Raw genomic sequence first — 22,085 nt, 5'->3', positions numbered from 1 at the left:
GTCAATCCTCTTCTTTTTCTATTTGGCACTTTTCGAAGAAAGATTTTATTTCTTCCGAAGGTTGAATAGACGAAGTATGTAAAATGTTTGGCAACGTTTGAATCATTTCTTTTCCAATTCCTTCTCCGCGATGGGAGGGACTAACTGAAATATGCTGAATGATTCCAATAGTTTCATCCACACGAACACCAATTATCCCAATAAAATCCTCTTCTTCTTTCCATACAAACAAATGCCATTCTGGATTTGTCTCATACTGATGAATGGTTTCTAATAATTTTTTCATATCTTTTTCTTGAGGCATAAAAGAAAGAAGCCCCATAGAAATCTTCTCAAATGCTTTTTTATAACGAAGTAACATATTTTTAGACCCTCTTTTAATTTCATCAAATACGCCTTGGCGTATTTGAGCAAGATCTTGCATCATGCTTCTTCCACAATGAACTATCTGCGGCATCCACCGGAGGCTTTAACTTTTTCATTAGAAGTAGCTTCTTCTGTTGCATAAGGTTAAAAAGAACTTTTTAATCGTACACGACATTTGTCCAAATTACAAATTAGCATTTGGAGCAATGAAGAGCCAATAAATTAATCCCCAAATAACTCCTGTTAAGAAAATAATGGAAAATAAAATGACATTTAACTTTTTCAACCTAACTTCACCCCTTTTCCAATGTGAAGGGAAGGTCAAGTTGAACGATGTCTTCCAAAGTTTCTCTTCTTACAGCTAATTGATGCATTCCTTTTTCTACAAAGACAACAGCTGGTCTTGCTAAACGATTATAGTTGCTTGCCATAGCATAGCCGTAAGCTCCAGTACAAAACATTGCTAAAATGTCCCCAGGTTCTGCTTTTGGCAATGATATATTATCAATCAGCTTATCCCCAGATTCACAACATTTCCCTGCAATTGTATAGTCTTCTTCCCTTTGTTCGTCCATTTTATTTGCAATAACGGCATCATACACCGCGCCATACAAAGCTGGGCGAATATTATCAGACATGCCTCCATCCACAGCTAAATACTTGCGAACATCTGGCACTTCTTTTTCAGATCCGATTGTATACAGAGAGGTTCCTGCATCCCCTACCAGCGAGCGGCCTGGTTCTATCCAAATTTCTGGCATAGCAAACTGTGTTTCAGCTACTAAATCCTTTACAACAATGATCATTTCCTTTACGTATACGGATGGCTCTAGAGGCGTATCTTCTTTCGTATATTTAATACCAAAGCCACCACCTAGATTTAAAACCGTACACTGGAATTGATAATTATTATACCATTCAAACATCTTCTTGATCAGTTTTTCAGCTGCCACTTTAAAACCAATTGTTTCAAATATTTGAGATCCAATATGACAGTGTAAACCAAGGAATTGAATCCATTCATCTTGATACACTTGCTGGAAAGCAAGATCTGCTTGTCCATTCATTAAGTCAAAACCAAATTTTGAATCTTGTTGACCTGTTGTAATATAGTCATGGGTATGTGCTTCGACACCTGGGGTTACTCGTAGCAAAATATTTACTTTTTGGTTATGTTCTTTAGCTAATTTTTTTAATAACTCAATTTCATAAAAATTATCTACTACGATACATCCAATTTTATGCTCGATTGCCAATAATAATTCATCTTTACTTTTATTATTTCCATGAAAATGAATTCGATCTACTGGATATCCAGCTTTTATAGCTGTATAAAGTTCACCTGCAGAAACTACATCTAACGATAAATTCTCTTGTTTCATCACTTGATACATTGCAATACTTGAAAAAGCTTTACTCGCATACGCTACTTGCGCTTTAACATTCTGTTCTTTAAACGTGTTAATAAATGCGCGAGCTCGTTCTCTTATAAGAGACAAATCGTATACAAATAGCGGAGTACCGTAGGTTTTTGCTAGTTCTAAACTATCCATTCCACCTATTAAAAGGTGTCCTTTTTCATTTACTGCATGCTCTGATACCATCACCATGTATCTCGCCTCATTTCCTCTATTTCTATATGAACTTTACCATATTAAATGAGGAAATTGCAATTCTATTCAAGACCTTTTACGAACAGGTGATCTTGTAATAAACGGGCGCTTCGCATCCACAGGCATAGGAAAACGGATCAGCGTTCGCATAAATGCATTTGGGAAAAAAGGAAGTACAGGCCATAAATAAGGCACATTTAAAGGTCTTACAGAACACACATACCAAAGTAAACATACCGACGCTATAAAAAATCCGTTAGCTCCAAAAGCTGCCGTGCTTAGTAAAATAAACGTTCTAAAAATTTTAGTTGTTATGCTCAGTTCATACGATGGAATAGAGAAAGTAAAAATTGCTGTTAGTGCTGTATACAATATTACTTCTGAAACAAATAAACCTACATCTACCGCCATTTGTCCTATGACTAGGGCTGCGATAATTCCCATTGCCGTAGACAAAGGAGACGGCGTATGAATGGCTGCTAATCGTAAAAATTCAATTCCGATATCTGCAACAATTATTTGGATTAAGAGTGGGATTTCGCCCATTTCTTTTGGTCCCAAAAAGTCAAGTGCTTTCGGTACAAACTCTGGATACTTGGATAACAGGTACCAAAAAGGTAATAAGAATAAACTTAAAAATACACCAAAAAAACGAATCCATCGAACTATTGTTCCAATAGCAGGAGCTTGTCGATACTCTTCTGCATGTTGCAAATGGTGAAACAGTGTAGTTGGCACAATAATTGCCGATGGAGAAGTATCCACTATAATTAAAATATGACCTTCTAATAGATGAGCAGCTGCTATATCTGGTCTTTCTGTAAAACGAACAAATGGCAGTGGATGAAACCCTTGCTTAAATAACCACTCTTCTATTGCTTTATCAGTCATAGTTAATCCATCGTGCTTAATTTGTTTCAATCTTTTTCGAATTTGAACTAAATTATCTTCATTCGCAATACCTTTTATATACGAAATAGCTATATCTGTTTGACCTAAGTTAGTCACTTGATGTAACTCAAAACGTAAATTAGTGTCTCGGATTCTCCTTCTAACGAGGGCTGTATTTTGTACGATATTTTCCGTAAAGCCATCTCTAGAGCCTCTCACTACTTTCTCATTATCCGGCTCTTCCGGATTTCTTCCAGGATAATGACGGACATCTATTGTATAAACAGATCCATTATTTAAAATAAATGTTACTTGTCCACTTAGGAGGGCAATAAGCCACTTTTCTTTTGAATCATATTGTGTAATAGAATAATACGGGAAGTAATGCTCCATAATTTCATTTTCATCTATTTCCTTTTCCGTAAATCTCCTTTGTGTATCCGTTAGTAACTCAGTTAAAACTAAGCCGTCAACTAATCCATTAATATAGACAAGTAATACCGGAAACTCATATAAATGAGTATGCAAAGTTCCAAAATCATAGGACTCATTTACTCCAAACTTTTCCTTCAAAAACTCTTCTGCTTCTGTCATACTTTTAAATAATGATTTCGTTTCAATCACCTATCTTTAGCTTTTGAATTATTAGCAAAACCTACAGGTACTAGCCAAGTCTTTAGCTGAGTTAGTATTTTTTTCTCTAATCTCGATACTTGTACTTGAGAAATACCTAATCTTTCTGCAATATCACTTTGTGTACAGTCTAAGTAATAACGTAAATAAATAATCATTTGTTCTCTTTTTTCAAGTTTTTCTACCAATTCTCTGAGAGGTATATGGTCAAAGGACTTTTCTGATCGTTCATCTTTCATTTGATCCATTAATGTCAGAGCATCCCCACTTTCATTCTCATAGAGCTGCTCTTGTAAAGATGCTGGGTCTCTCAATGCGTCTGCAGCCATCACAATTTCTTCTCTAGAGACTTCTAATATACTTGCAAGTTCTAAAATAGTTGGTTGGCGTTCATGCGTTTTTAAAAAATCGTCCGTTGCGTGACGAATTTTAAAATTTAATTCACGAATAGAGCGGCTAATTTTCACCATTCCGTCGTCTCTTAAAAATCGCTGAATTTCTCCAATAATCATCGGGACCGCATACGTAGAAAACTTTACCTCATAAGACAAATCAAACTTATCAACCGACTTCATTAGACCGATACAACCTATTTGAAACAAATCCTCTAAATCCGCTCCTCTGGAAGCAAATCGTTGAACAATGGACCAAACTAATCTTGTATTACCTTCAATCATCTGCTGTCTTGCAAGTTTATCACCAGCTTGCGATAGTGCTATGAGTTCCCTCATTTTCTCTTGCGTCAATAAAGTAGTCGGCTTATTATTATTCATCATTAGACGATCCTACAAGATTCTTGAATTGGTACAAATTTCTTCGTAATAGTTACAGTCGTCCCCCTATCAGGAATTGAGTATATCTCCACATCATCACTAAAACTTTCCATAATCGTAAATCCCATACCCGAACGTTCTTGTTCTGGCTTAGTTGTAAAAAGAGGTTCACGCGCTTGCGTAACATCTCGAATTCCACGACCATAATCCACGATGGAAACTACAATATCTCGATTTGTTCTTTGTGCATGAATTTCGATCTTACCAACTCCATCTTCTTCATAGCCATGTACAATAGCGTTTGTTACTGCTTCCGAAATCACCGTTTTAAATTCAGATAATTCTTCGATTGTTGGATCTATTGCCGCGATAAAACTAGACATAACCATTCTTGCTAATGCTTCATTCTCGCTTTTGGCAATAAAAGATAGTGTGATCTCATTGTCCATAAACAATTCCCCCTAATTTTGACATTATTTCAATTTCTGACTCGCTATAAATATATGGGCTTAACCCCGCAAACTGAAAAATTTTACGCATGGTTGGTGATGGATTCACAATGATGGTTTGTCCATCTATTGGAGCTAGTTCTCGCATTCTACCTAGGATAAGTCCTATTCCTGAGCTATCCATAAAATGCAAATCTTTTAAATTCCAAACTATTACTTTAATAGAACCATTTTTAATCATTGGGACAATCTCGTTTCGGATATCATTTGTACTATGATGATCTAGCTCACCTTTTAATCGAATAATAATAATTTCGTCTCCAACTTTTTCTACTTCATGAATCATAAAATCGCCTCCTCTGATAGCGCAATTCCACATGAACAGGTTTAATTCCTTGCGCTTGACAAAAGTAGAAGAAATCATTGTTTATTAGTCGATTTTCGACAAAGGGCTGTTCACTTAAAGTATGGGAATCTTTATTATTTTTTAAACAAAAAATAGACATCTCATAAAAGTTTTTATAAACCTTTACGAGATGCCTATTTAAGAAGAATTAAAGATACACATAAGCTCTGTTAAACGATCATGTTGTTACTTGCTGAAAATCCGCTCGTTTTCCTCGGACGAACTGCCAAGCCTCCTCGGGCCAACAGGATGTTGGTCACGAATCCGTTGCCACATGGATGTGGCGAACTTAGGATTTGTTCCTATAAGCCCGCTCTGGGGTCTTGGCAGCCCGTTTTTCCGCAGGAGTCTCGCGGATTTCCGGCACAAAATTTATGCTTCTAAAAACAACAGCCTAGTTTAACTGAGCCTAAAAATCGAGCGATTCTCATCAGTCTGTAATTATTTCATAAATTAAAGGAGGAGCTTCTTTTCTTGTAGATTCTATTTCAATAAATTGAGTCAATTTATTCAACACTTCCTCTACATTCTCCGAATTTGCATGTATAGTTGCAAGTGATTCACCTTTTTTAACAGAATCTCCAACTTTTTTATTTAGCATAATCCCTACTGCTAAATCAATTTCAGATTCCTTTGTTGCTCGACCTGCACCTAATAACATTGCAGCAGTACCAATTTCATCTGCTTCCATATACGTTACGTAACCATCTTTTGATGCTGGCACTTCAAAAGTATAAGCTGCTTGTGGAAGTAATGACACATCATCCACAATTTTTTCATTTCCACCTTGCCATTTGATAAACTGTTTAAAGATTTCTAGAGCCGAACCATCTTTAATTACTTGAAGCAACATTTCTCTTGCTTCTTCTAGTGTATCCGCTTTCTCTCCAACGACTACCATCTGGCTGCCAAGGGTCAAACAAAGCTCCGTTAAATCTTTTGGTCCATTTCCTTTTAACGTATCAATTGCCTCTATGACTTCCAAGGAGTTTCCAATCGCGTTTCCAAGAGGTTGACTCATATCAGAAATAATGGCCATTGTTGTTCTTCCAACATTATTTCCGATTCGTACCATCGCTTTTGCTAATGCACGTGCGTCTTCTGTTGTTTTCATAAATGCACCGTCACCAGTTTTCACATCTAAAACGATTGCACCTGCTCCTGCTGCGATTTTCTTACTCATAATGGAGCTCGCTATTAAAGGAATACTGTTAACAGTAGCAGTCACATCACGCAGCGCATACAATTTCTTATCTGCTGGCGTTAAATTTCCGCTTTGTCCGATTACGGCAACTTTTATCTCATTTACTTGTTTAACGAATTGTTCAGATGTAAGCTCCACATGGAAACCTTCAATTGCTTCTAACTTATCAATAGTTCCTCCAGTATGGCCTAACCCACGTCCACTCATTTTAGCAACAGGAACACCGCATGCTGCTACTAGCGGCCCTAGAACTAACGTAGTCGTGTCACCGACTCCACCAGTGGAATGCTTATCAACTTTGACACCTTCAATCGCAGATAAATCAATTTGCTCTCCAGAGTTCACCATTGCTAAAGTTAAATTAGCTCGTTCATCGTCATTCATATTTTGAAAGAAAATGGCCATAAGAAGCGCGCTCATTTGGTAATCAGGAATCGTATTATTCGTGTATCCAGTTATAAAGAATTCGATCTCTTCTTTTGTTAAAGGATGACCGTCTCTCTTTTTTTCAATAATATCAATCATTCTCATTGCTTAACACACCCTTTATTTTAATAAAGATAGAAAACTATCTCCAAATGCTGTTTTTGCTACGCCAAAATTTTCAGAAATTGTCGCCCCAATATCCGCAAATGTTGTGCGAAGTGGTAATTCTTTTATTTCGTTAAATTTTGGAGAATATACAGTCAGAGGAACATATTCACGTGTGTGATCTGTTCCTGGCATCGTCGGATCATTTCCATGATCTGCTGTAATAATTAACAAGTCTTCTTCTGTTAACTTAGGTAAAACTTCTTTTAATCGGGCATCAAATTCTTCTAAAGCTTTACCATATCCAATTGGATCACGACGATGTCCAAATAACGCATCAAAATCGACTAAATTTATAAAGCTAATTCCAGTAAAATCCTTATCTAATGTGGCGATGAATTTATCCATCCCATCCATGTTATCTTTCGTTCTTTCGGCAGAAGTTATACCTTCTCCATTGTAGATATCATGTATCTTACCGAGTGCAATAACATCTAGTCCAGCATCTTGTAATTCATTCATAGCTGTACGGCCAAATGGTTTTAATGCATAGTCGTGACGATTTGAAGTACGAGTAAAGTTACCTGGTTCTCCAACGAAAGGACGAGCGATAATTCGGCCAACTAAAAACTCTTCTGACAACGTTAGCTCACGGGCAATTTCACAAATTCGATATAATTCTTCTAATGGAATAATCTCTTCATGCGCAGCAATCTGTAAAACAGGATCAGCAGATGTATACACAATAATAGCGCCTGTTTGCATATGCTCTTCTCCAAGTTCATCCAAAATTTCTGTACCGCTCGCTGGTTTATTTCCAATAACTTTACGACCTGTTTTCTCTTCTAATGCTTTTACTAATTCTTCTGGAAATCCATTCGGATATACTTTAAAAGGTGTATGAATGTTAAGACCCATAATTTCCCAGTGCCCTGTCATTGTATCCTTCCCAACAGAAGCTTCTTGCATTTTCCCATAGTACGCTGTAGGCTTATCAGCTGGAAGAATGCCTTTGATAGTGTCAATATTACCTAATCCTAGTTTTTGCATTTCCGGCATATGAAGACCGTTCATTTGTTCTGCAATATGTCCTATAGTATGTGAGCCTACATCACCGAAAGCTGCTGCATCTGGAGCTTCTCCAATGCCAACAGAATCCATGACGATAACATGTATGCGCTTAAATTTGTTCATTTTATTCCCTCCTACTATTTTCTTCTAGTTTACCAAAAAAATTTACAAAGTACAGGTCAGACCTCTGACAAATTATGCACGAGGGTGAAATTGTTTGTATACTTCTTTTAATCTTGTCTTACTTACATGTGTATATATTTGAGTAGTAGCAATATCTGCATGCCCTAGCATTTCTTGAACCGCACGTAAATCTGCTCCATTTTCGATTAAATGAGTAGCAAACGTATGTCGTAGCACATGAGGGGTTATATCTTTTTGTATACCGGCATTTAATGCGTGCTTATTTAATAATTTCCAGATTCCTTGTCTTGTTAAACGCTTTCCTCTTTGATTGACGAATATTGCATCTGTACGCTCACTAGATTTTAGTAGTTTTGGTCTTGCTTCCTCAATATATTGAGTACATGCACGAATAGCCGCACCACCTAAAGGAATGATGCGTTCTTTGCCTCCTTTACCGAATACTCTCACAAACCCCATCGTTAAGTGTAAATCTTCTAAGTTTAAACTTAAACACTCACTAATGCGCATACCACTCGCATACATTATTTCAAACATAGCTAAATCTCTCACGCCTTGTGGCTTTGATAAATTGATACTACTTAGTAGATTATTAAGTTCTTCAACAGATAAAAAGTTAGGTAATTTTTGTTCTAGTTGGGGAAGTTCCAAATGGATCGTTGGATCTTTACTCGTCACTTTCTCACGCAATAAAAATTGATGAAAGGAACGAATTGATGATATATGTCTGGCAATCGTTCGAGCAGACTTACCTTCTTCTTTTAGTTTTCGAAGATGGACAAGAATATGCTGACGCTCTACCACATCTAACTTATGTAATTGCTGTGTTTCTAGTATAGATTTTAAATAATCTGTTAAATCTTTTTTGTAAGAAACGAGTGTGTTATTTGCCAATTGACGCTCAATACGTAAAAAATGTAAATAGTCCTCTAAGTGAAGTAACCCGTCTTTCAACCTAATACCTCCCGATTAAAAAAAGGATAGCAGTTAGCTATCCTTTTTTTATTATTTGGCTTTGTTAAACGATAAGTTGTTGCCTGCCGAAAATCCGCTCGCTTTCCGCGGATTTTCGGCACAACATAGATTCTTCTAAAAAACAACAACCTAATAATACAGAGACTATTATTTATCTTGGCAACGATGACATATACCGTGAAAAGTTAATCGATGATCCTTAATTATAAAGTTCCATTTTTTTTCAACAATAGCTTCTACGTCTTCTAATAAATCTTCTTGTATTTCGTCCACTGCTCCACATTCAATACAAACAAGATGATGATGAAAATGAGCTGCACCTTCTTGTCGTAAATCGTAACGTGATACGCCATCTCCAAATTGAATTTTATCCACTACATTCAATTCGTTTAATAATTCTAATGTACGATAAACTGTAGCAAGTCCAATGTCAGGGGACTTCTCTCTAACTAGTAAAAAAACATCCTCTGCACTCAAATGATCTTCTTCATTTTCTAGCAAAACTCGGACTGTCGCTTCACGCTGTGGCGTCAGTTTATAGCTCGCACCAGATAATTGCTTTTTAATACGATCAATACGGCTTTCCATATGACGCCCCCTTAACTTCTTCCATTATACCAAGAATTGAATTCTCATTACAAGAGATTCAATCTATAATAACTATTAATAGATACTAATTATTAAATAATATTAATGGCATTAAGAAGAACTCTATAATAATAACGATTATATAGAAGGACAGCGCGAATAAATTAACCCGATTTGCTAGAGCTAGAAGAAGGATACAATAGACTAATTGAAATGGGAACCACCAAAATACATATGGAAATGTAGAATCTTGTGATTGAAGCAAATAACTAGAGCAGAAACCGTAAAATGTAATTTTAAAAGCACAAATAACTAAAATGAGTTTTCGCAAATAACGGTGTTGATAAAACAAAAAAAATACAACTGCGATCATCAAATGAGGAAAAATAGTTTCTAGAAAAGTAGGTTGTTCTACTAATAGAACACGTGCGTCCAAGAGATTAATAATCCATTGCTGCTGTTCTGGTGTGCTTTTTTCAAACAAATATAATCCGCCGATAAAACTAATAACAAGTACGCATAGTGAAATGAAAATAGTATAAGTCTGGTTCAAATTGGAACACCCCCTATCTATTTTCATCATATGCTTGTACTAGTTTAAATCATGCCTATTTTAAATAATCTTTTAACCAAAGAAATGCAAAAGCTGTTTTCGCATCATAAACTTGTTTATTAGTAATTAAATCTTCCATTTCTTCCATAGAAACATGCATTAACTCAACAAACTCATCCTCATCTAGATCTGCTTTTACTGTCAATTTCTCAATATTCTCTGCAAAATAAAGATGTATAATCTCATCTGCAAACCCTGGAGATGTGGCAAAAGATTGAACATATTGCAACTTACTAGCAGTATACCCGGTCTCCTCTTCCAATTCTCGGAGTGCAGTTACTTCTGGCGGTTCGCCAGGTTCAATTTTCCCAGCAGGAATTTCTACTAAAGAACGTTCTAACGCTTTTCGATATTGTTCCACTAAGACAATCTTTTTATCTTTCGTCAAAGCAATAACAGCTACTGCTCCCGGGTGTTTCACAATCTCTCTGTTACTAGTTTTTCCGTTTGGGAGTAACACTTCATCCACTTGTAAGGTGATAATTCTCCCTTTGTATATAAGATCAGATTGAGTAGTTTTTTCCTCAAATTTTTTCATTTCTATCTTCCTCTCCTATCAAATGTATCTCGGAGTATTGCATCAGATTAAGTAAATCTATGCAATCCCCAGAGACTTCTACCTTATACCAATGATTGTATAAGGTTGAATCTATATAGTACTAATTGTAACATGGAGTAAAGGACGTGATGAATCTTGAAAACAAGACAATTAGGAAAAAGTGATATATATGTTTCGGAGATTGGCTTAGGTTGTATGTCGCTTCCAACAGATCAAAAAAATGCAGATAAAATTATCCATACAGCAATCGATAAAGGAATAACTTATTTTGATACAGCAGATTTATATGATAAAGGTGAAAATGAACAGATTGTCGGAAATTCTTTCAAAAACAATCGACAGGATATTATTCTCGCAACGAAAGTCGGCAATCGCATGAAGGAATCAGGAGAAGGATGGAATTGGGATCCATCGAGGAAATGGATAACTGCAGCAGTTCACGAGTCATTAAAGCGTCTGCAAACTGATTATATTGATGTGTATCAATTACACGGAGGAACAATGGAAGATGATGTCGATGAAGTGATCGATACGATGGAATCACTGAAAAAGGAAGGACTTATCCGCGAATATGGTATCTCCTCTATTCGACCAACTGTGATTAATCGTTTTTTACAAAAAAGCAATGCTGTCTCCGTTATGATGCAATATAGTTTACTAGATAGAAGACCAGAAGAATGGTTTTCATTATTGGAGAATAATGACGCTTCCTTGTTTAGTCGCGGAACACTGGCTAAAGGATTATTAACTGCAGACGGGCTAAATCGCGCAAATAAAACCAATGAATATTTGTCATACTCTAATGCGGAATTAATGGAGACTATCGAACAATTACAATCTTTAAATGCCCCTATTACTTCCGTTGCACTTAAGTATGTATTACAAAGAAAAGTGACAGGTTCAATGATTATTGGTGCAAGTAGTAGTGAACAGCTTCTAGAATCCATCGAAGCATACGATGTGCATGTTTCGGAAGACCTATTGCAAAAAGTTAACCAGATTACGAAACAAGATGTATATACAGAGCATAGAGTTTAATCATATGTTTACATGGTATAAAGCTCCTAGCGTGATGTCACCTAAGAGCTTTTTGTCGTTTACCGTATATATGAAGCCACGAAAAAAAGATCTCCTATTCAAAATGAAGATCTTCTAAAAAATTTCTATTTTGGTTAGTACACAGTCTAATATTCTTGGTAAAATGTATTTCATTTTGGGTAGTTCATTCCATCATTCATTCTATTTATGGTTAGTGCTCTTTTTTGGGTTGTCTGCCGGTTCTAAACGGTTAAGGACTAGCTCTAACAATTTGTTGAACTTATCTATGTCTGGGCTTGTTTGAGCCTTCTTTAATTCATCAATTTGACTTTGCAGGTTTTGCAGTTCTTGTTGCTGCTGTTGGTCGGCAATATTACTCTCTTCAATTGCAATTGCTCCTCCAATTACTTGCATTGTATCCCCTAATGTGGATACTACAGTACCCCAAAGAGCGAGCAACGGTCCAAAGTTTTGTGAACTGTTATTATTACTCGAATTATTGTTATTGTTATTGTCAATAAACGGGTTTTGAAAACCCAATGTTATCTCCCCTTTATTGTATGATCGCCCATGTATAATTTACCTATTAATTACTATATGCTTATTCTGCCCAATGACTTGGGAACTTTTATTATTCTGCCAAAACACCAAAAATAAATGGGGCTGTCCCTAAAGTCATATAGTAACTGAGAGATGGTCCCTTTTCCAATGTATTGATTCCCGTTCCAGACGGACGCTTTCCGCGGGCATGGCTTCAGTCTCCTCGTCGCTTTCGCTCCTGCGGGGCCTTCAGCTCACGCTATTCCCGCTGGAGTCGCCGTCTTCCATTACATTCAATTGCCTACAAAAAATAGTAGTTTTATAAAAAGTATACAAAAAACAGGTGTAGAAAAAGACTCGTTTTTCTACACCTGCTTCAATTTATGGGCTTATTGGACAGCCCCATTTATTCGCTCTATATATTGTTTTTATTTCATCAAAAAGACCATTTACCAAAGCTTATCGTTTTTTGATTAGGCTCTTTTAAAAAATGATGTTGTTAGCTACCGAAAATCCGCTCGCTTTCCGCGTTCGAACTGCCAAGACTTCTCGGTGCAAAAGGATGTTGGTCACTGCGCCCCTTCTACGTCGAAAGGCGTAGCCGACAAACGAAAATCCGTTGCCACATGGATGAGGCAACGGATTTGTTCTTATAAGCCCGCTATGGGGTCTAGGCAGCCCGTTTTTCCGCAGAAGTCTCGTCGATTTTCATCACAAAATCTATTCTTCTAGAAAACAATAGTCTAATTTAACAGAGCCATTGATTAAAACTTTGAACCACCATAACCATATTCATCCAGTAGTTCTTCAAATGATTTATTTTTTTCTTTTTGCTTCTTCTCAAAAGCCAATTGTGCTTGTCGCTCTTCCTCTTTCTCTTGCTCCACTGCCACTAGTTGTTTCTTTGTTTCTTTTAGTTTAGCAAGTACATCAGATGAAAGTTGATCGAATAGACCGTTTCCTTCTTCCTTTGGAGCAGAAGGTTTTACTTGCCGCTGTTGTTGTCTCTGTTTTTTCTTCGCCAAAATGTTCACCTACTTTAGTAAAAATATAAGAAAGTATAACCTTCTTCCTTAGCTACTGTCTAGTTGCAGCGCCTAGCCCCTCGAGGTCAAATGCCAATTTCCTGCTTGCGCAAGCTCGTCGCAGAAGAACGTTTCTTGTCGAGGCTTAGCAAGTCGCTTCCGCTTTTCTTATCGTGTAACGATTGTTGCTACTCCTTGCCCACCACCGATACAAAGTGTTGCAAGTCCAGTTTTTGCATCCTGTTTCTCCATTTCATGAAGTAAAGATACAAAAATACGTGCTCCACTTGCACCAATTGGATGGCCTAAAGCAATAGCTCCACCATTTACATTTAGTTTATCATGATTAAAGACTAGTTCTCTATCAACAGCAATCGATTGGGCAGCAAAAGCTTCATTTGCTTCAATTAAATCAATATCCGCAAGTGAAATTTTTGATTTGTTCAATACTTTTTTCACTGCCTCCACTGGTCCGATTCCCATAATACTTGGATCTACACCTGCAGATGCATTTGCAACGATTGTCGCAAGAGGTTTTAATCCTAACTCATCTGCTTTTGCTTTAGACATCACGACTACTGCAGCGGCTCCATCATTAATACCAGAAGCATTTCCCGCAGTGACAGATCCATCCTTTTTAAATGCTGGACGAAGACCACTTAATTTTTCTTGCGTAGAGTCTTTTTTCGGATATTCATCCGTATCAAATATGATTGGATCGCCTTTTCGCTGTGGAATTTCTACAGGGACGATCTCATCCCGAAATTTTCCTTCTTCAATTGCTGTTGCTGCTCTTGCCTGTGAACGTGCAGAGAATGCGTCTTGCTCTTCTCTTGTAATGCTATATTGATCACATAAGTTTTCGGCTGTAATTCCCATATGATAATCATTAAATGCACACCATAAACCATCTGAAATCATGCTATCCACAACTTTTTGATCACCCATACGGAAGCCATCTCTCGCATTTTTTAACAAATAAGGAGCTTGGCTCATGTTCTCCATTCCACCTGCTACAATAATATCTGCATCACCAGCAATAATTGCTTGAGTTGCGAGATGAATTGCTTTTAAACCAGAGCCACATACCTTATTAATGGTAAGTGCCGATACAGATTGTGGTAACCCTGCTTGAATGGACGCTTGTCTTGCTGGATTTTGCCCAAGACCTGCTTGAAGGACATTCCCCATTATCACTTCATCTACTACTTCCTTTGACACCCCAGCTTTTTCCAACGCTTTTTCAATTACTATTGCCCCTAATTTTGTTGCAGGTACATCTTTTAACGCACCTTGGAATGACCCAATTGCAGTTCTTACTGCACTAACAATCACTACTTCATTTGTCACGTTACTTCCTCCTCATTTTCCCCTAAATTCAAATCCTATTTACCTTATTTACTCCTACGCCAAGCTCTCGTCACAGTCTCAAATCTGTGAAATCTGCCGGAGGGTTTAATCTTATTCTATTAAATTAGAATAAAATTTGCTTGTTTAGCCATCCATTCCTTACAATATAAGAGGGAGGGATGATTATGTTTAGTTTACCAAATAAAGTGACAATTATCGAGGTAGGACCGAGAGATGGACTACAAAACGAGAAAAGTGAAGTGCCTACAGAGGTAAAATTAGCATTTATTGAAAAGCTCCAATTGGCTGGGGTGGAAGAGATGGAATTGACCTCATTTGTATCACCAAAATGGGTTCCACAAATGAAAGATGCCCAAGAAATTGTTGCTAACGCTAAAAAAGTAGGACGACAATTTGTGTTAACACCAAATGAAAAAGGCGTCGAACTTGCAATACAAGCTAACGCTAGCAGCTTTGCTGTTTTTGTTGGGGTATCTAATAGCTTTAATAAGAAAAATATTAATAAAACAACGCAAGAAAGTATGGATGAACTTCAACCAATTGTGGGAAAACTACTAGAACAAGGGATTTTTGTACGTGCATGCATATCTACAGCTTTTCATTGTCCATATGAAGGAGCAATTGATTCCAAAAAAACAATCGAATTATGTAGAAAGTTTGTTTCTTGGGGTGTAAACGAACTAAGTGTTGCGGATACAATAGGAATGGCAAATCCAAAAGAAAGTTATTATCTATTTGATGCCTTACTAAAAGAATTTCCAAACACACTCATTACAGCTCATTTCCATGATACTCGAAAAATGGGACTAGCTAATATTTTGGCTGCACTTCAAGCGGGGGTTAACCGATTTGACACCTCTACCGGTGGATTGGGAGGTTGTCCTTTTGCACCTGGAGCAACTGGAAATGTAGCAACCGAGGATGTTGTGAATATGCTAGAACAAATGAATATTGAAACGAATATTGACCTCGATTTATTAATAGAAGCTGTAGATACAATTGAACCATTTGTATCTCGCCCAATTGAAACGGGGATGTATAAACTATCCAAAAGCAAGTAGGAGTTGAGAGAATGAAAAAAAGAGTAATCGTTTGGACGAGTATTTTTACAAGCGTTCTTACAGCAATGGCTACTGTTTTTGGTTTTTTTGTGACGAATAAGCTAATGTATATGAAGAAAAAAGAATATGACTTTATCTTAAATCGAGAAATTACCTCAAAACGATTGGACGAAGTATGGTATAACACTGTCAATAAAACAGAACAGTGGATAGAGTCTAAAAATGGATACTCGTTAAAAGCAATTTTTCTAGAACCATTACAAACAAACAATTACGTTATTATTTGTCATGGAGTGACCGAAAACAAAATCAATTCCCTTCGATTCGTTCGGATGTTTGAGAGATTGGGCTTTAACACTGTGGTGTACGATCATCGTCGACATGGAGATTCTGGAGGAAAAACAACAAGTTTCGGTTTTTATGAAAAGATAGATTTGCAATCCATTTTAGAAGCAGTAAGAGAACGTGCTGGAGAACAAGCTATTATAGGAATCCACGGGGAATCTATGGGTGCAGCAACTACTCTTCTTTATGCTGGGTCCATAGTAGATGATGCGGATTTTTATATTTCTGATTGTGCTTTTTCAGATTTTGAAGACCAGGTGTATCATATTATGACACAAACTACCCCAATTCGTTCCAGTCTTGCTATTCGTTTCGCAAATTTATTTTTAAAAATACGTGATGGTTATACGTTAAATCTCGTATCACCAATTGACGTAGTAGATAACATTGAAAAGCCTGTGTTATTTATTCATAGCTTACAGGATGATTTTATTTTACCTAAAATGACGAAAGATTTATATGAGAAGAAAAATGGCCCGAAAAAGCTTAAAATGTTTGAGATTGGCGAACACGCTAAGTCTTTTAATGAGAATAGCGAGGAATATGAACAAGTTGTTGCAGATTTCCTTCTAGAAAATAATTTATTAAATAAATAGGCGCTGTTAAATTACATTGTTGACATCTACTAGAATCCGCTTGCTTTCCGCAGGCGAACCGACAAGCCTGCGGGGTCTTGTCTGTCTCGCTTTCCAGCTAGGAGTCTGTCCGGATTCTAACGTAAATTATATGCTTAAAACAACAGTAAAATATAATAGCTCTAAACAAATAAAAAAGCACTCAACTTCGAGTGCTTTTTATTATTTTTGCATTTTATTCATTTGATTCATCATTTGTTTTACTTGTTTTTCAGAAGGCTTACGACCCATTTGAGCCATCATCATACGAAGCATTTGTTCATTAATTGGTGGATTTTCTTTCAAATATTTCATCATATATTGACGTGCTGCAAAAAATCCAAGTGCTGCACCAGCGATTAACGCAACTACTACAATTATAATCCAAATCCATGTATCTAACATACTTTCTCCTCCTTTACGTTCTTGTCTACGTGTACAAGACACCAATGAAAATTATACTATAGATTCTGTATGCATTCTATATATAAATTCCAATAAAAAAGCAATTCGAATACTTTTATAGACAAGTATTCGAATTGCTCTTACCATTTTTTATTTTTGAAGTAAGTTTTTCATTTTAGAAACGACATTCTCTACAGAGAAGCCGTATTCTTTCATGACAATCTCACCTGGAGCACTTGCACCAAATTTATCGATAGCAATTACGTCTCCTTCAAATCCAACATAACGATGCCACCCTAGAGAAGATCCCATTTCAATAGCAAGACGTTTTGTTAAATGTGATGGTAATACTGATTTTTTGTAAGCCTCATCTTGATTCTCAAATAAATCCCATGAAGGCATAGAAACAACAGATACTTGAATTCCTTCTTTAGCAAGTTCTTGTTGAGCTTCTACTGCAAGACTAACTTCAGACCCAGTTGCAAGTAAGATTGCTTCAGCGTTCTCGTTTGGAGAAACAACATATGCTCCTTTAGAAACTCCTTCGCTAGCTTGCTCCACTGAACCTTTTAGTGTCGGTAAGTTTTGTCGTGAAAGAACTAGTACTGTTGGTTTATTTTTGGCAGATACTGCAAGTCTCCATGCTTCTGCAGTTTCATTCGCATCAGCTGGACGAATAACCGATAAACCTGGCATAGCTCTTAAAGATGCTAAATGCTCAACCGGCTCATGTGTTGGACCATCTTCCCCTACTGCGATACTGTCATGTGTAAATACATAAGTAACAGGAAGGCCCATTAAAGCGGATAAACGAATCGCTGGACGAACATAATCACTAAAGACAAAGAATGTTCCACCAAATACATTTAAGCCTCCATGAAGAGCCATACCGTTCAATGCAGCACCCATTGCAAATTCACGTACACCGAACCAAATATTTTTGCCAGCATAATCAGTTGCAGAGAAATCTCCTGCATTCTTCATAGTTGTTTTGTTTGACCCTGCTAAGTCTGCACTTCCTCCAAAGAATGAAGGGAGATTTTGTGCAATAGCGTTAATTGCATCACCAGATGCAGAACGAGTCGCATGAGAAGTTCCCTCTTCATACGTTTTTAACGCATCTGCAAAGTTTTCAGGAAGCTCTCCTGTTATTGCTTGTTTTAGGGTAGAAGCTAGTTCAGGAAATTCCGATTCATATGCATTAAAAGTTTCATTCCATGCAGATTCTTCCTCTACTCCTAAACGGTCGGCAGCTTGCTTGAAAGTTTCATACACTTCTTCAGGTACGTAGAAATCATTTTCAAATGCCCACTCATACGCAGCTTTTGCTAAAAGTGTTTCTTCTTTACCAAGTGGCATACCGTGTGCATCTGATTTACCTGATCTGTTTGGAGAACCAAATCCGATTACTGTTTTTACTTCAATGATTGTTGGTTTGTCATTTTGTGCTTTCGCTTTCTCGATTGCAGCAGAAATTTCAGCAATATCATTGCCATCTTTTACTAAAATATAATTCCATCCATAAGATTCAAAACGCTTCTCGATTTTCTCAGAGAATGATTTATGTAAATCTCCATCTAAAGAAATATCATTACTATCATACAACACAATCAGCTTATCTAATTGTAAATGTCCAGCAAGGGAAATAGCTTCCGCTGCAACGCCTTCCATCAAATCTCCATCACCACAAAGTGAATAAGTATAATGATCGATTATCGAATGTTTACCTTTATTATAAGTTGCCGCTAAATGAGCTTCAGCCATTGCCATCCCAACAGCCATACCAATACCTTGACCTAGAGGACCAGTAGTTGCTTCTACACCAGCAGTATGCCCAAATTCTGGATGTCCAGGAGTTTTTGAGTCCCACTGTCTGAAGTTCTTAATTTCCTCCATTGGTAAATCATATCCACCAAGATGAAGCAAACTATAAAGAAGCATTGAACCATGTCCGGCAGATAATACAAAACGGTCCCGATTAAACCAATTTGGGTTATTTGGATTGTGACGCATATGTTTTGTCCATAATGTATAAGCCATTGGTGCTGCTCCCATAGGAAGACCTGGATGACCTGAATTCGCTTTATCGATCGCATCAATAGATAATGTACGGATCGTATTAATTGCTAGTAAATCTGATTGTAATGACATAAATGACATCCTCTCGAACAAATTTTTTTCTATAATACTAGTTTAGACAAGAATGTCTGTATTATCAATGGTTTCTGAAATGATTAATTAATTCAGAAATTTACCTTTTCTCGCTTGCTGTACTTTTGCAGGAGTAACATCATTTCCAGCTGGGTCAACAATCTTTACGCTCTCAATCGTGTCTCTCATAGTAGAACGAAATGTTTCTAGGTATTCTTTTCGTAACGCGCTTTGTTCTTTCGCCTCTTCTATAGATAGACCATTAGTTTTTGATTTTTTCGAAAGTTCACTAATACGTGCTAACTTTTCTTTACTTAACATAGTTTTCACCCTTTCATTTAATTCCTTATATAAAGGTAAGGAAAAAACACACAGAGTGCAAGTCTTTACCCTCCGTGTGTTTCAATAAATTCAATATATCTTCGATGAACGGTCGCTTTACTAATTTCAAACCCTAACCCTTTTAAAGTGGAGGATATTTCTTCATAAGTTAATCCTGCTCTACGAAGTCTTACAATCTCATCGACAGGTATATTAATACGTTCCCTTCCTTCTGGATTACCTCTTGTTTTTAAATTTTTCTCTGGGCGGTACCCCTGAGAAATTGCTCTTTTCATACCTCGTTTAATTTTGGCATTATGAAGCTTTCGTTGATATTCTTCCACCAATGCTAATATTTCTAAAAGCATAGTGTCCATTTCATTTAAATTTAAAACGCCTTTTTCTTGTAAAGTAAAAACAGAAGTGTTTGTTTTCTGCAAAAGATGCAATACAGCCATACGACCATTCCCACGACCAATTCGAGTTTCATCTTGAACAAAAACAGCTTTAATATCATGTTCTTTTACATATGTAAGTAAATCAAGTAAACCATCACGGTCCATATCGTAGCCACTATGTTGATCAGTAAACACTTCAGCAACTTCATAGCCTTGTAGTGCCGCAAATTCTTTTAGTTCTTCCTCTTGTCTTGTTAATGATGTCTCTTGTGTTTCTTTCTCCGTGCTTACACGGCAATATATTACTGAGTTCATTTACCATCGCCCGCTATCTCTGTACCATAATCTAAATGATAATTTTCTTTTACCTCTGGAATAACCAAAGTATCTCCTGCTTTAATTTGGGCAGTTTCCAAGTTATTCATGGCCATTACTTTATTGATCCAAGCTTCTTTTGGCTCGTCAGCTCCAAATTTGTTTGCAAGCTCCCACAATGAGTCGCCATGTTCTATTTTAATTTGATAATCTTCTTCTGTCGATAATGTATTTGAAATAAGGATTGTCACCATAAAAACAATGTTTAATCCTAAAAATAGCGCTATAAAATAATTTTCTTTCATCCAATTCATTATAAATCCCCCTAATTAGAATGTTTGTTCGGTATGTATGTTCTAATCATAAAACGAACACTTGTTTTTGTCAACGATTTTTAGAACCTATGTTTGCATAATCTTTTGGAGACTGTTATACTACTATTAAGAAATATTCTAATAGGAAAAATTAATTAACAAAAAGAGGTGAACTCATTGAAAAAAGCATCTAAAAGACAAGAAGATATTTTAGCTTTTATAAAAGAAGAAGTTCGAAAAAAAGGTTATCCACCTTCCGTACGTGAAATCGGGGAAGCGGTAGGGCTTGCGTCTAGTTCAACTGTACATGGACATTTAGCTAGACTTGAAAGTAAAGGATTAATTAGAAGAGACCCAACTAAACCACGTGCAATTGAAATACTTGATGGTTTTGGAGTTACTGCAGAAAAACAAGGTGTGGTTCATGTTCCGTTAGTAGGGAAAGTAACTGCGGGTATGCCTATTACAGCAATTGAAAATGTAGAAGAATTCTTCCCTCTTCCAGAAACATTCGGTACTTCTGATGACAATTTGTTCATGCTCGAAATTATGGGTGATAGTATGATAGAAGCGGGAATTTTAAATGGAGATTATGTTGTCGTTAAACAACAGCAATCTGCTAACAATGGGGATATTGTAGTAGCAATGACCGAGGATGATGAAGCAACTGTAAAACGTTTCTTTAAAGAAAAATCATACTTCCGCTTACAACCTGAAAATTCATCAATGGAACCAATTATCGTAAACCAAGTTTCGATACTCGGAAAAGTTGTAGGAGTTTACCGAAATATCCAATAATTTCACTATACCTTGACAAAATCTCGTATTGTACGTATGATTACGTAGAGCCGATATCATATCTAAACGAAAAGTGGACATTTTCGTTTAGATCATCGAAAAAACCCCTTTACCTTTATGGTTGAGGGGTTTTGTTTTTAGTAAAACACTATTTAATGGTAAATGAAACCAATTGTATATATAATATGTATTATAATAATGAGGGTGTTCTTTAAAAGGAATTTCCCTTAAAAGGAGATTTTTAATTGAAACGATTTATTCTAACACTATTTTCCACACTATTAATATTTGGAATAATAACAGTAGAACCTAAAACCACTGATGCAGCCGAAAAAACCTTTAAAAATTGTACTGAGCTAAACAAAGTCTATAAAGGTGGAGTTGCAATAGATGCCAAAGTCAAAAACAAAGGCGGCAAAACTAAAAATAAACCAACAGTATCTGGAGAAATTTACAAATTAAATGAAAGCAAAGATCGTGACAAAGATGGCATTGCATGTGAAAATTGATTTAATGAATCTTATCTGGTCTCATCACACGAATTAACGAAAATTCTTGCGAAGCTATTTGCCA

25 protein-coding genes are annotated in these 22,085 nt (G+C 36.5%); 5 read left to right on the top strand and 20 right to left on the bottom strand.

What is annotated here, in order from left to right:
- Position 1 precedes the first annotated feature (1 nt).
- The 12 genes from MHH81_RS06975 to MHH81_RS06920 form a co-directional block, all read right to left on the bottom strand.
- Positions 2-427 (bottom strand): GNAT family N-acetyltransferase, encoded by a 426-nt coding sequence (locus tag MHH81_RS06975; RefSeq protein ID WP_445678074.1) that lies wholly within the window; start codon positions 425-427, stop codon positions 2-4.
- A 232-nt stretch (positions 428-659) separates the two neighbouring features.
- A complete protein-coding gene (gene lysA / locus MHH81_RS06970) occupies positions 660-1,976 on the bottom strand; it encodes a diaminopimelate decarboxylase (protein ID WP_340919456.1) in 1,317 nt (438 codons plus the stop codon).
- Between the two features lie 69 nt (positions 1,977-2,045).
- Positions 2,046-3,464, bottom strand: coding sequence for a spore germination protein (locus tag MHH81_RS06965; protein ID WP_340925152.1), 1,419 nt, complete (start codon positions 3,462-3,464; stop codon positions 2,046-2,048).
- A gap of 26 nt (positions 3,465-3,490) precedes the next feature.
- Positions 3,491-4,279, bottom strand: coding sequence for a SigF/SigG family RNA polymerase sporulation sigma factor (locus tag MHH81_RS06960; protein ID WP_340919454.1), 789 nt, complete (start codon positions 4,277-4,279; stop codon positions 3,491-3,493).
- Positions 4,279-4,725, bottom strand: coding sequence for an anti-sigma F factor (spoIIAB, locus tag MHH81_RS06955; RefSeq protein WP_340919452.1), 447 nt, complete (start codon positions 4,723-4,725; stop codon positions 4,279-4,281). Before spoIIAB ends, MHH81_RS06960 begins: the two co-directional genes overlap by 1 nt.
- The gene (locus MHH81_RS06950) at positions 4,715-5,071 is read right to left on the bottom strand and encodes an STAS domain-containing protein (protein ID WP_340919450.1); all 357 of its coding nucleotides are present in this window, start codon (positions 5,069-5,071) and stop codon (positions 4,715-4,717) included. The genes spoIIAB and MHH81_RS06950 overlap by 11 nt, the downstream gene beginning before the upstream one ends.
- Positions 5,072-5,561: 490 nt before the next feature.
- Positions 5,562-6,866, bottom strand: coding sequence for a pyrimidine-nucleoside phosphorylase (locus tag MHH81_RS06945; protein ID WP_340919448.1), 1,305 nt, complete (start codon positions 6,864-6,866; stop codon positions 5,562-5,564).
- A 15-nt stretch (positions 6,867-6,881) separates the two neighbouring features.
- Positions 6,882-8,060, bottom strand: a complete 1,179-nt coding sequence (deoB, locus tag MHH81_RS06940; protein ID WP_340919446.1) for a phosphopentomutase — start codon at positions 8,058-8,060, stop codon at positions 6,882-6,884.
- A 72-nt stretch (positions 8,061-8,132) separates the two neighbouring features.
- Positions 8,133-9,035 carry a site-specific tyrosine recombinase XerD gene (gene xerD / locus MHH81_RS06935; RefSeq protein ID WP_340919444.1) on the bottom strand — a complete coding sequence of 301 codons (903 nt, stop codon included), beginning with the start codon at positions 9,033-9,035 and terminating at the stop codon, positions 8,133-8,135.
- A gap of 168 nt (positions 9,036-9,203) precedes the next feature.
- A complete protein-coding gene (gene fur / locus MHH81_RS06930) occupies positions 9,204-9,644 on the bottom strand; it encodes a ferric iron uptake transcriptional regulator (protein WP_053589843.1) in 441 nt (146 codons plus the stop codon).
- 85 nt (positions 9,645-9,729) lie between these two features.
- Complete coding sequence (locus MHH81_RS06925) at positions 9,730-10,197, bottom strand: hypothetical protein (RefSeq protein WP_340919440.1); 468 nt, start codon at positions 10,195-10,197, stop codon at positions 9,730-9,732.
- Positions 10,198-10,252: 55 nt separating this feature from the next.
- Positions 10,253-10,795: an NUDIX hydrolase gene (locus MHH81_RS06920; protein WP_340919438.1), complete on the bottom strand. Its 543-nt coding sequence runs from the start codon at positions 10,793-10,795 to the stop codon at positions 10,253-10,255.
- 156 nt (positions 10,796-10,951) lie between these two features.
- On the opposite strand from MHH81_RS06920, the gene MHH81_RS06915 reads away from it, so the two are divergent.
- Positions 10,952-11,854, top strand: a complete 903-nt coding sequence (locus tag MHH81_RS06915) for an aldo/keto reductase (RefSeq protein ID WP_340919437.1) — start codon at positions 10,952-10,954, stop codon at positions 11,852-11,854.
- A 201-nt stretch (positions 11,855-12,055) separates the two neighbouring features.
- Here the strand turns inward: MHH81_RS06915 and MHH81_RS06910 are convergent, their stop codons facing one another.
- The 3 genes from MHH81_RS06910 to MHH81_RS06900 all read right to left on the bottom strand — a co-directional run bounded on the left by MHH81_RS06910 (position 12,056) and on the right by MHH81_RS06900 (position 14,769).
- Positions 12,056-12,394 (bottom strand): hypothetical protein, encoded by a 339-nt coding sequence (locus MHH81_RS06910; RefSeq protein WP_340919435.1) that lies wholly within the window; start codon positions 12,392-12,394, stop codon positions 12,056-12,058.
- Between the two features lie 764 nt (positions 12,395-13,158).
- Positions 13,159-13,419: a YqkE family protein gene (locus tag MHH81_RS06905; RefSeq protein WP_340919433.1), complete on the bottom strand. Its 261-nt coding sequence runs from the start codon at positions 13,417-13,419 to the stop codon at positions 13,159-13,161.
- Positions 13,420-13,587: 168 nt separating this feature from the next.
- Positions 13,588-14,769, bottom strand: a complete 1,182-nt coding sequence (locus tag MHH81_RS06900) for an acetyl-CoA C-acetyltransferase (protein WP_340919431.1) — start codon at positions 14,767-14,769, stop codon at positions 13,588-13,590.
- A 185-nt stretch (positions 14,770-14,954) separates the two neighbouring features.
- Here MHH81_RS06900 and MHH81_RS06895 point away from each other — a divergent pair, with 185 nt between their 5' ends.
- Together MHH81_RS06895 and MHH81_RS06890 are read left to right on the top strand one after the other, a co-directional pair.
- Positions 14,955-15,851, top strand: a complete 897-nt coding sequence (locus MHH81_RS06895; RefSeq protein WP_340919429.1) for a hydroxymethylglutaryl-CoA lyase — start codon at positions 14,955-14,957, stop codon at positions 15,849-15,851.
- A gap of 11 nt (positions 15,852-15,862) precedes the next feature.
- Positions 15,863-16,792, top strand: coding sequence for an alpha/beta hydrolase (locus tag MHH81_RS06890; RefSeq protein ID WP_340919428.1), 930 nt, complete (start codon positions 15,863-15,865; stop codon positions 16,790-16,792).
- Between the two features lie 201 nt (positions 16,793-16,993).
- Here the strand turns inward: MHH81_RS06890 and MHH81_RS06885 are convergent, their stop codons facing one another.
- The 5 genes from MHH81_RS06885 to yneA form a co-directional block, all read right to left on the bottom strand.
- Entirely contained in the window at positions 16,994-17,215 is a 222-nt protein-coding gene (locus tag MHH81_RS06885; RefSeq protein WP_340919425.1) for a YneF family protein, read from the bottom strand.
- A gap of 150 nt (positions 17,216-17,365) precedes the next feature.
- Entirely contained in the window at positions 17,366-19,366 is a 2,001-nt protein-coding gene (gene tkt, locus MHH81_RS06880; protein WP_340919423.1) for a transketolase, read from the bottom strand.
- A gap of 87 nt (positions 19,367-19,453) precedes the next feature.
- Positions 19,454-19,687, bottom strand: a complete 234-nt coding sequence (locus MHH81_RS06875) for a DUF896 domain-containing protein (protein ID WP_340919421.1) — start codon at positions 19,685-19,687, stop codon at positions 19,454-19,456.
- A gap of 65 nt (positions 19,688-19,752) precedes the next feature.
- The gene (locus tag MHH81_RS06870; RefSeq protein WP_340919419.1) at positions 19,753-20,400 is read right to left on the bottom strand and encodes a YneB family resolvase-like protein; all 648 of its coding nucleotides are present in this window, start codon (positions 20,398-20,400) and stop codon (positions 19,753-19,755) included.
- Entirely contained in the window at positions 20,397-20,714 is a 318-nt protein-coding gene (yneA, locus tag MHH81_RS06865) for a cell division suppressor protein YneA (RefSeq protein ID WP_340919417.1), read from the bottom strand. Before yneA ends, MHH81_RS06870 begins: the two co-directional genes overlap by 4 nt.
- A 177-nt stretch (positions 20,715-20,891) precedes the next feature.
- Here yneA and lexA point away from each other — a divergent pair, with 177 nt between their 5' ends.
- Both lexA and MHH81_RS06855 read left to right on the top strand, forming a co-directional pair.
- Positions 20,892-21,512 (top strand): transcriptional repressor LexA, encoded by a 621-nt coding sequence (gene lexA, locus MHH81_RS06860; RefSeq protein WP_340919415.1) that lies wholly within the window; start codon positions 20,892-20,894, stop codon positions 21,510-21,512.
- Positions 21,513-21,757: 245 nt separating this feature from the next.
- Positions 21,758-22,021 carry an excalibur calcium-binding domain-containing protein gene (locus tag MHH81_RS06855; RefSeq protein WP_340919413.1) on the top strand — a complete coding sequence of 88 codons (264 nt, stop codon included), beginning with the start codon at positions 21,758-21,760 and terminating at the stop codon, positions 22,019-22,021.
- Positions 22,022-22,085: the final 64 nt, after the last annotated feature.

The sequence above is a fragment of the Psychrobacillus sp. FSL H8-0484 genome (genome assembly GCF_038005325.1).
In the GTDB taxonomy this organism is placed as follows: Bacteria; Bacillota; Bacilli; order Bacillales_A; family Planococcaceae; genus Psychrobacillus.
The sequence above is the reverse complement of the archived record's forward strand: the minus strand, read 5'-3'. Positions and strand labels throughout refer to the sequence as shown.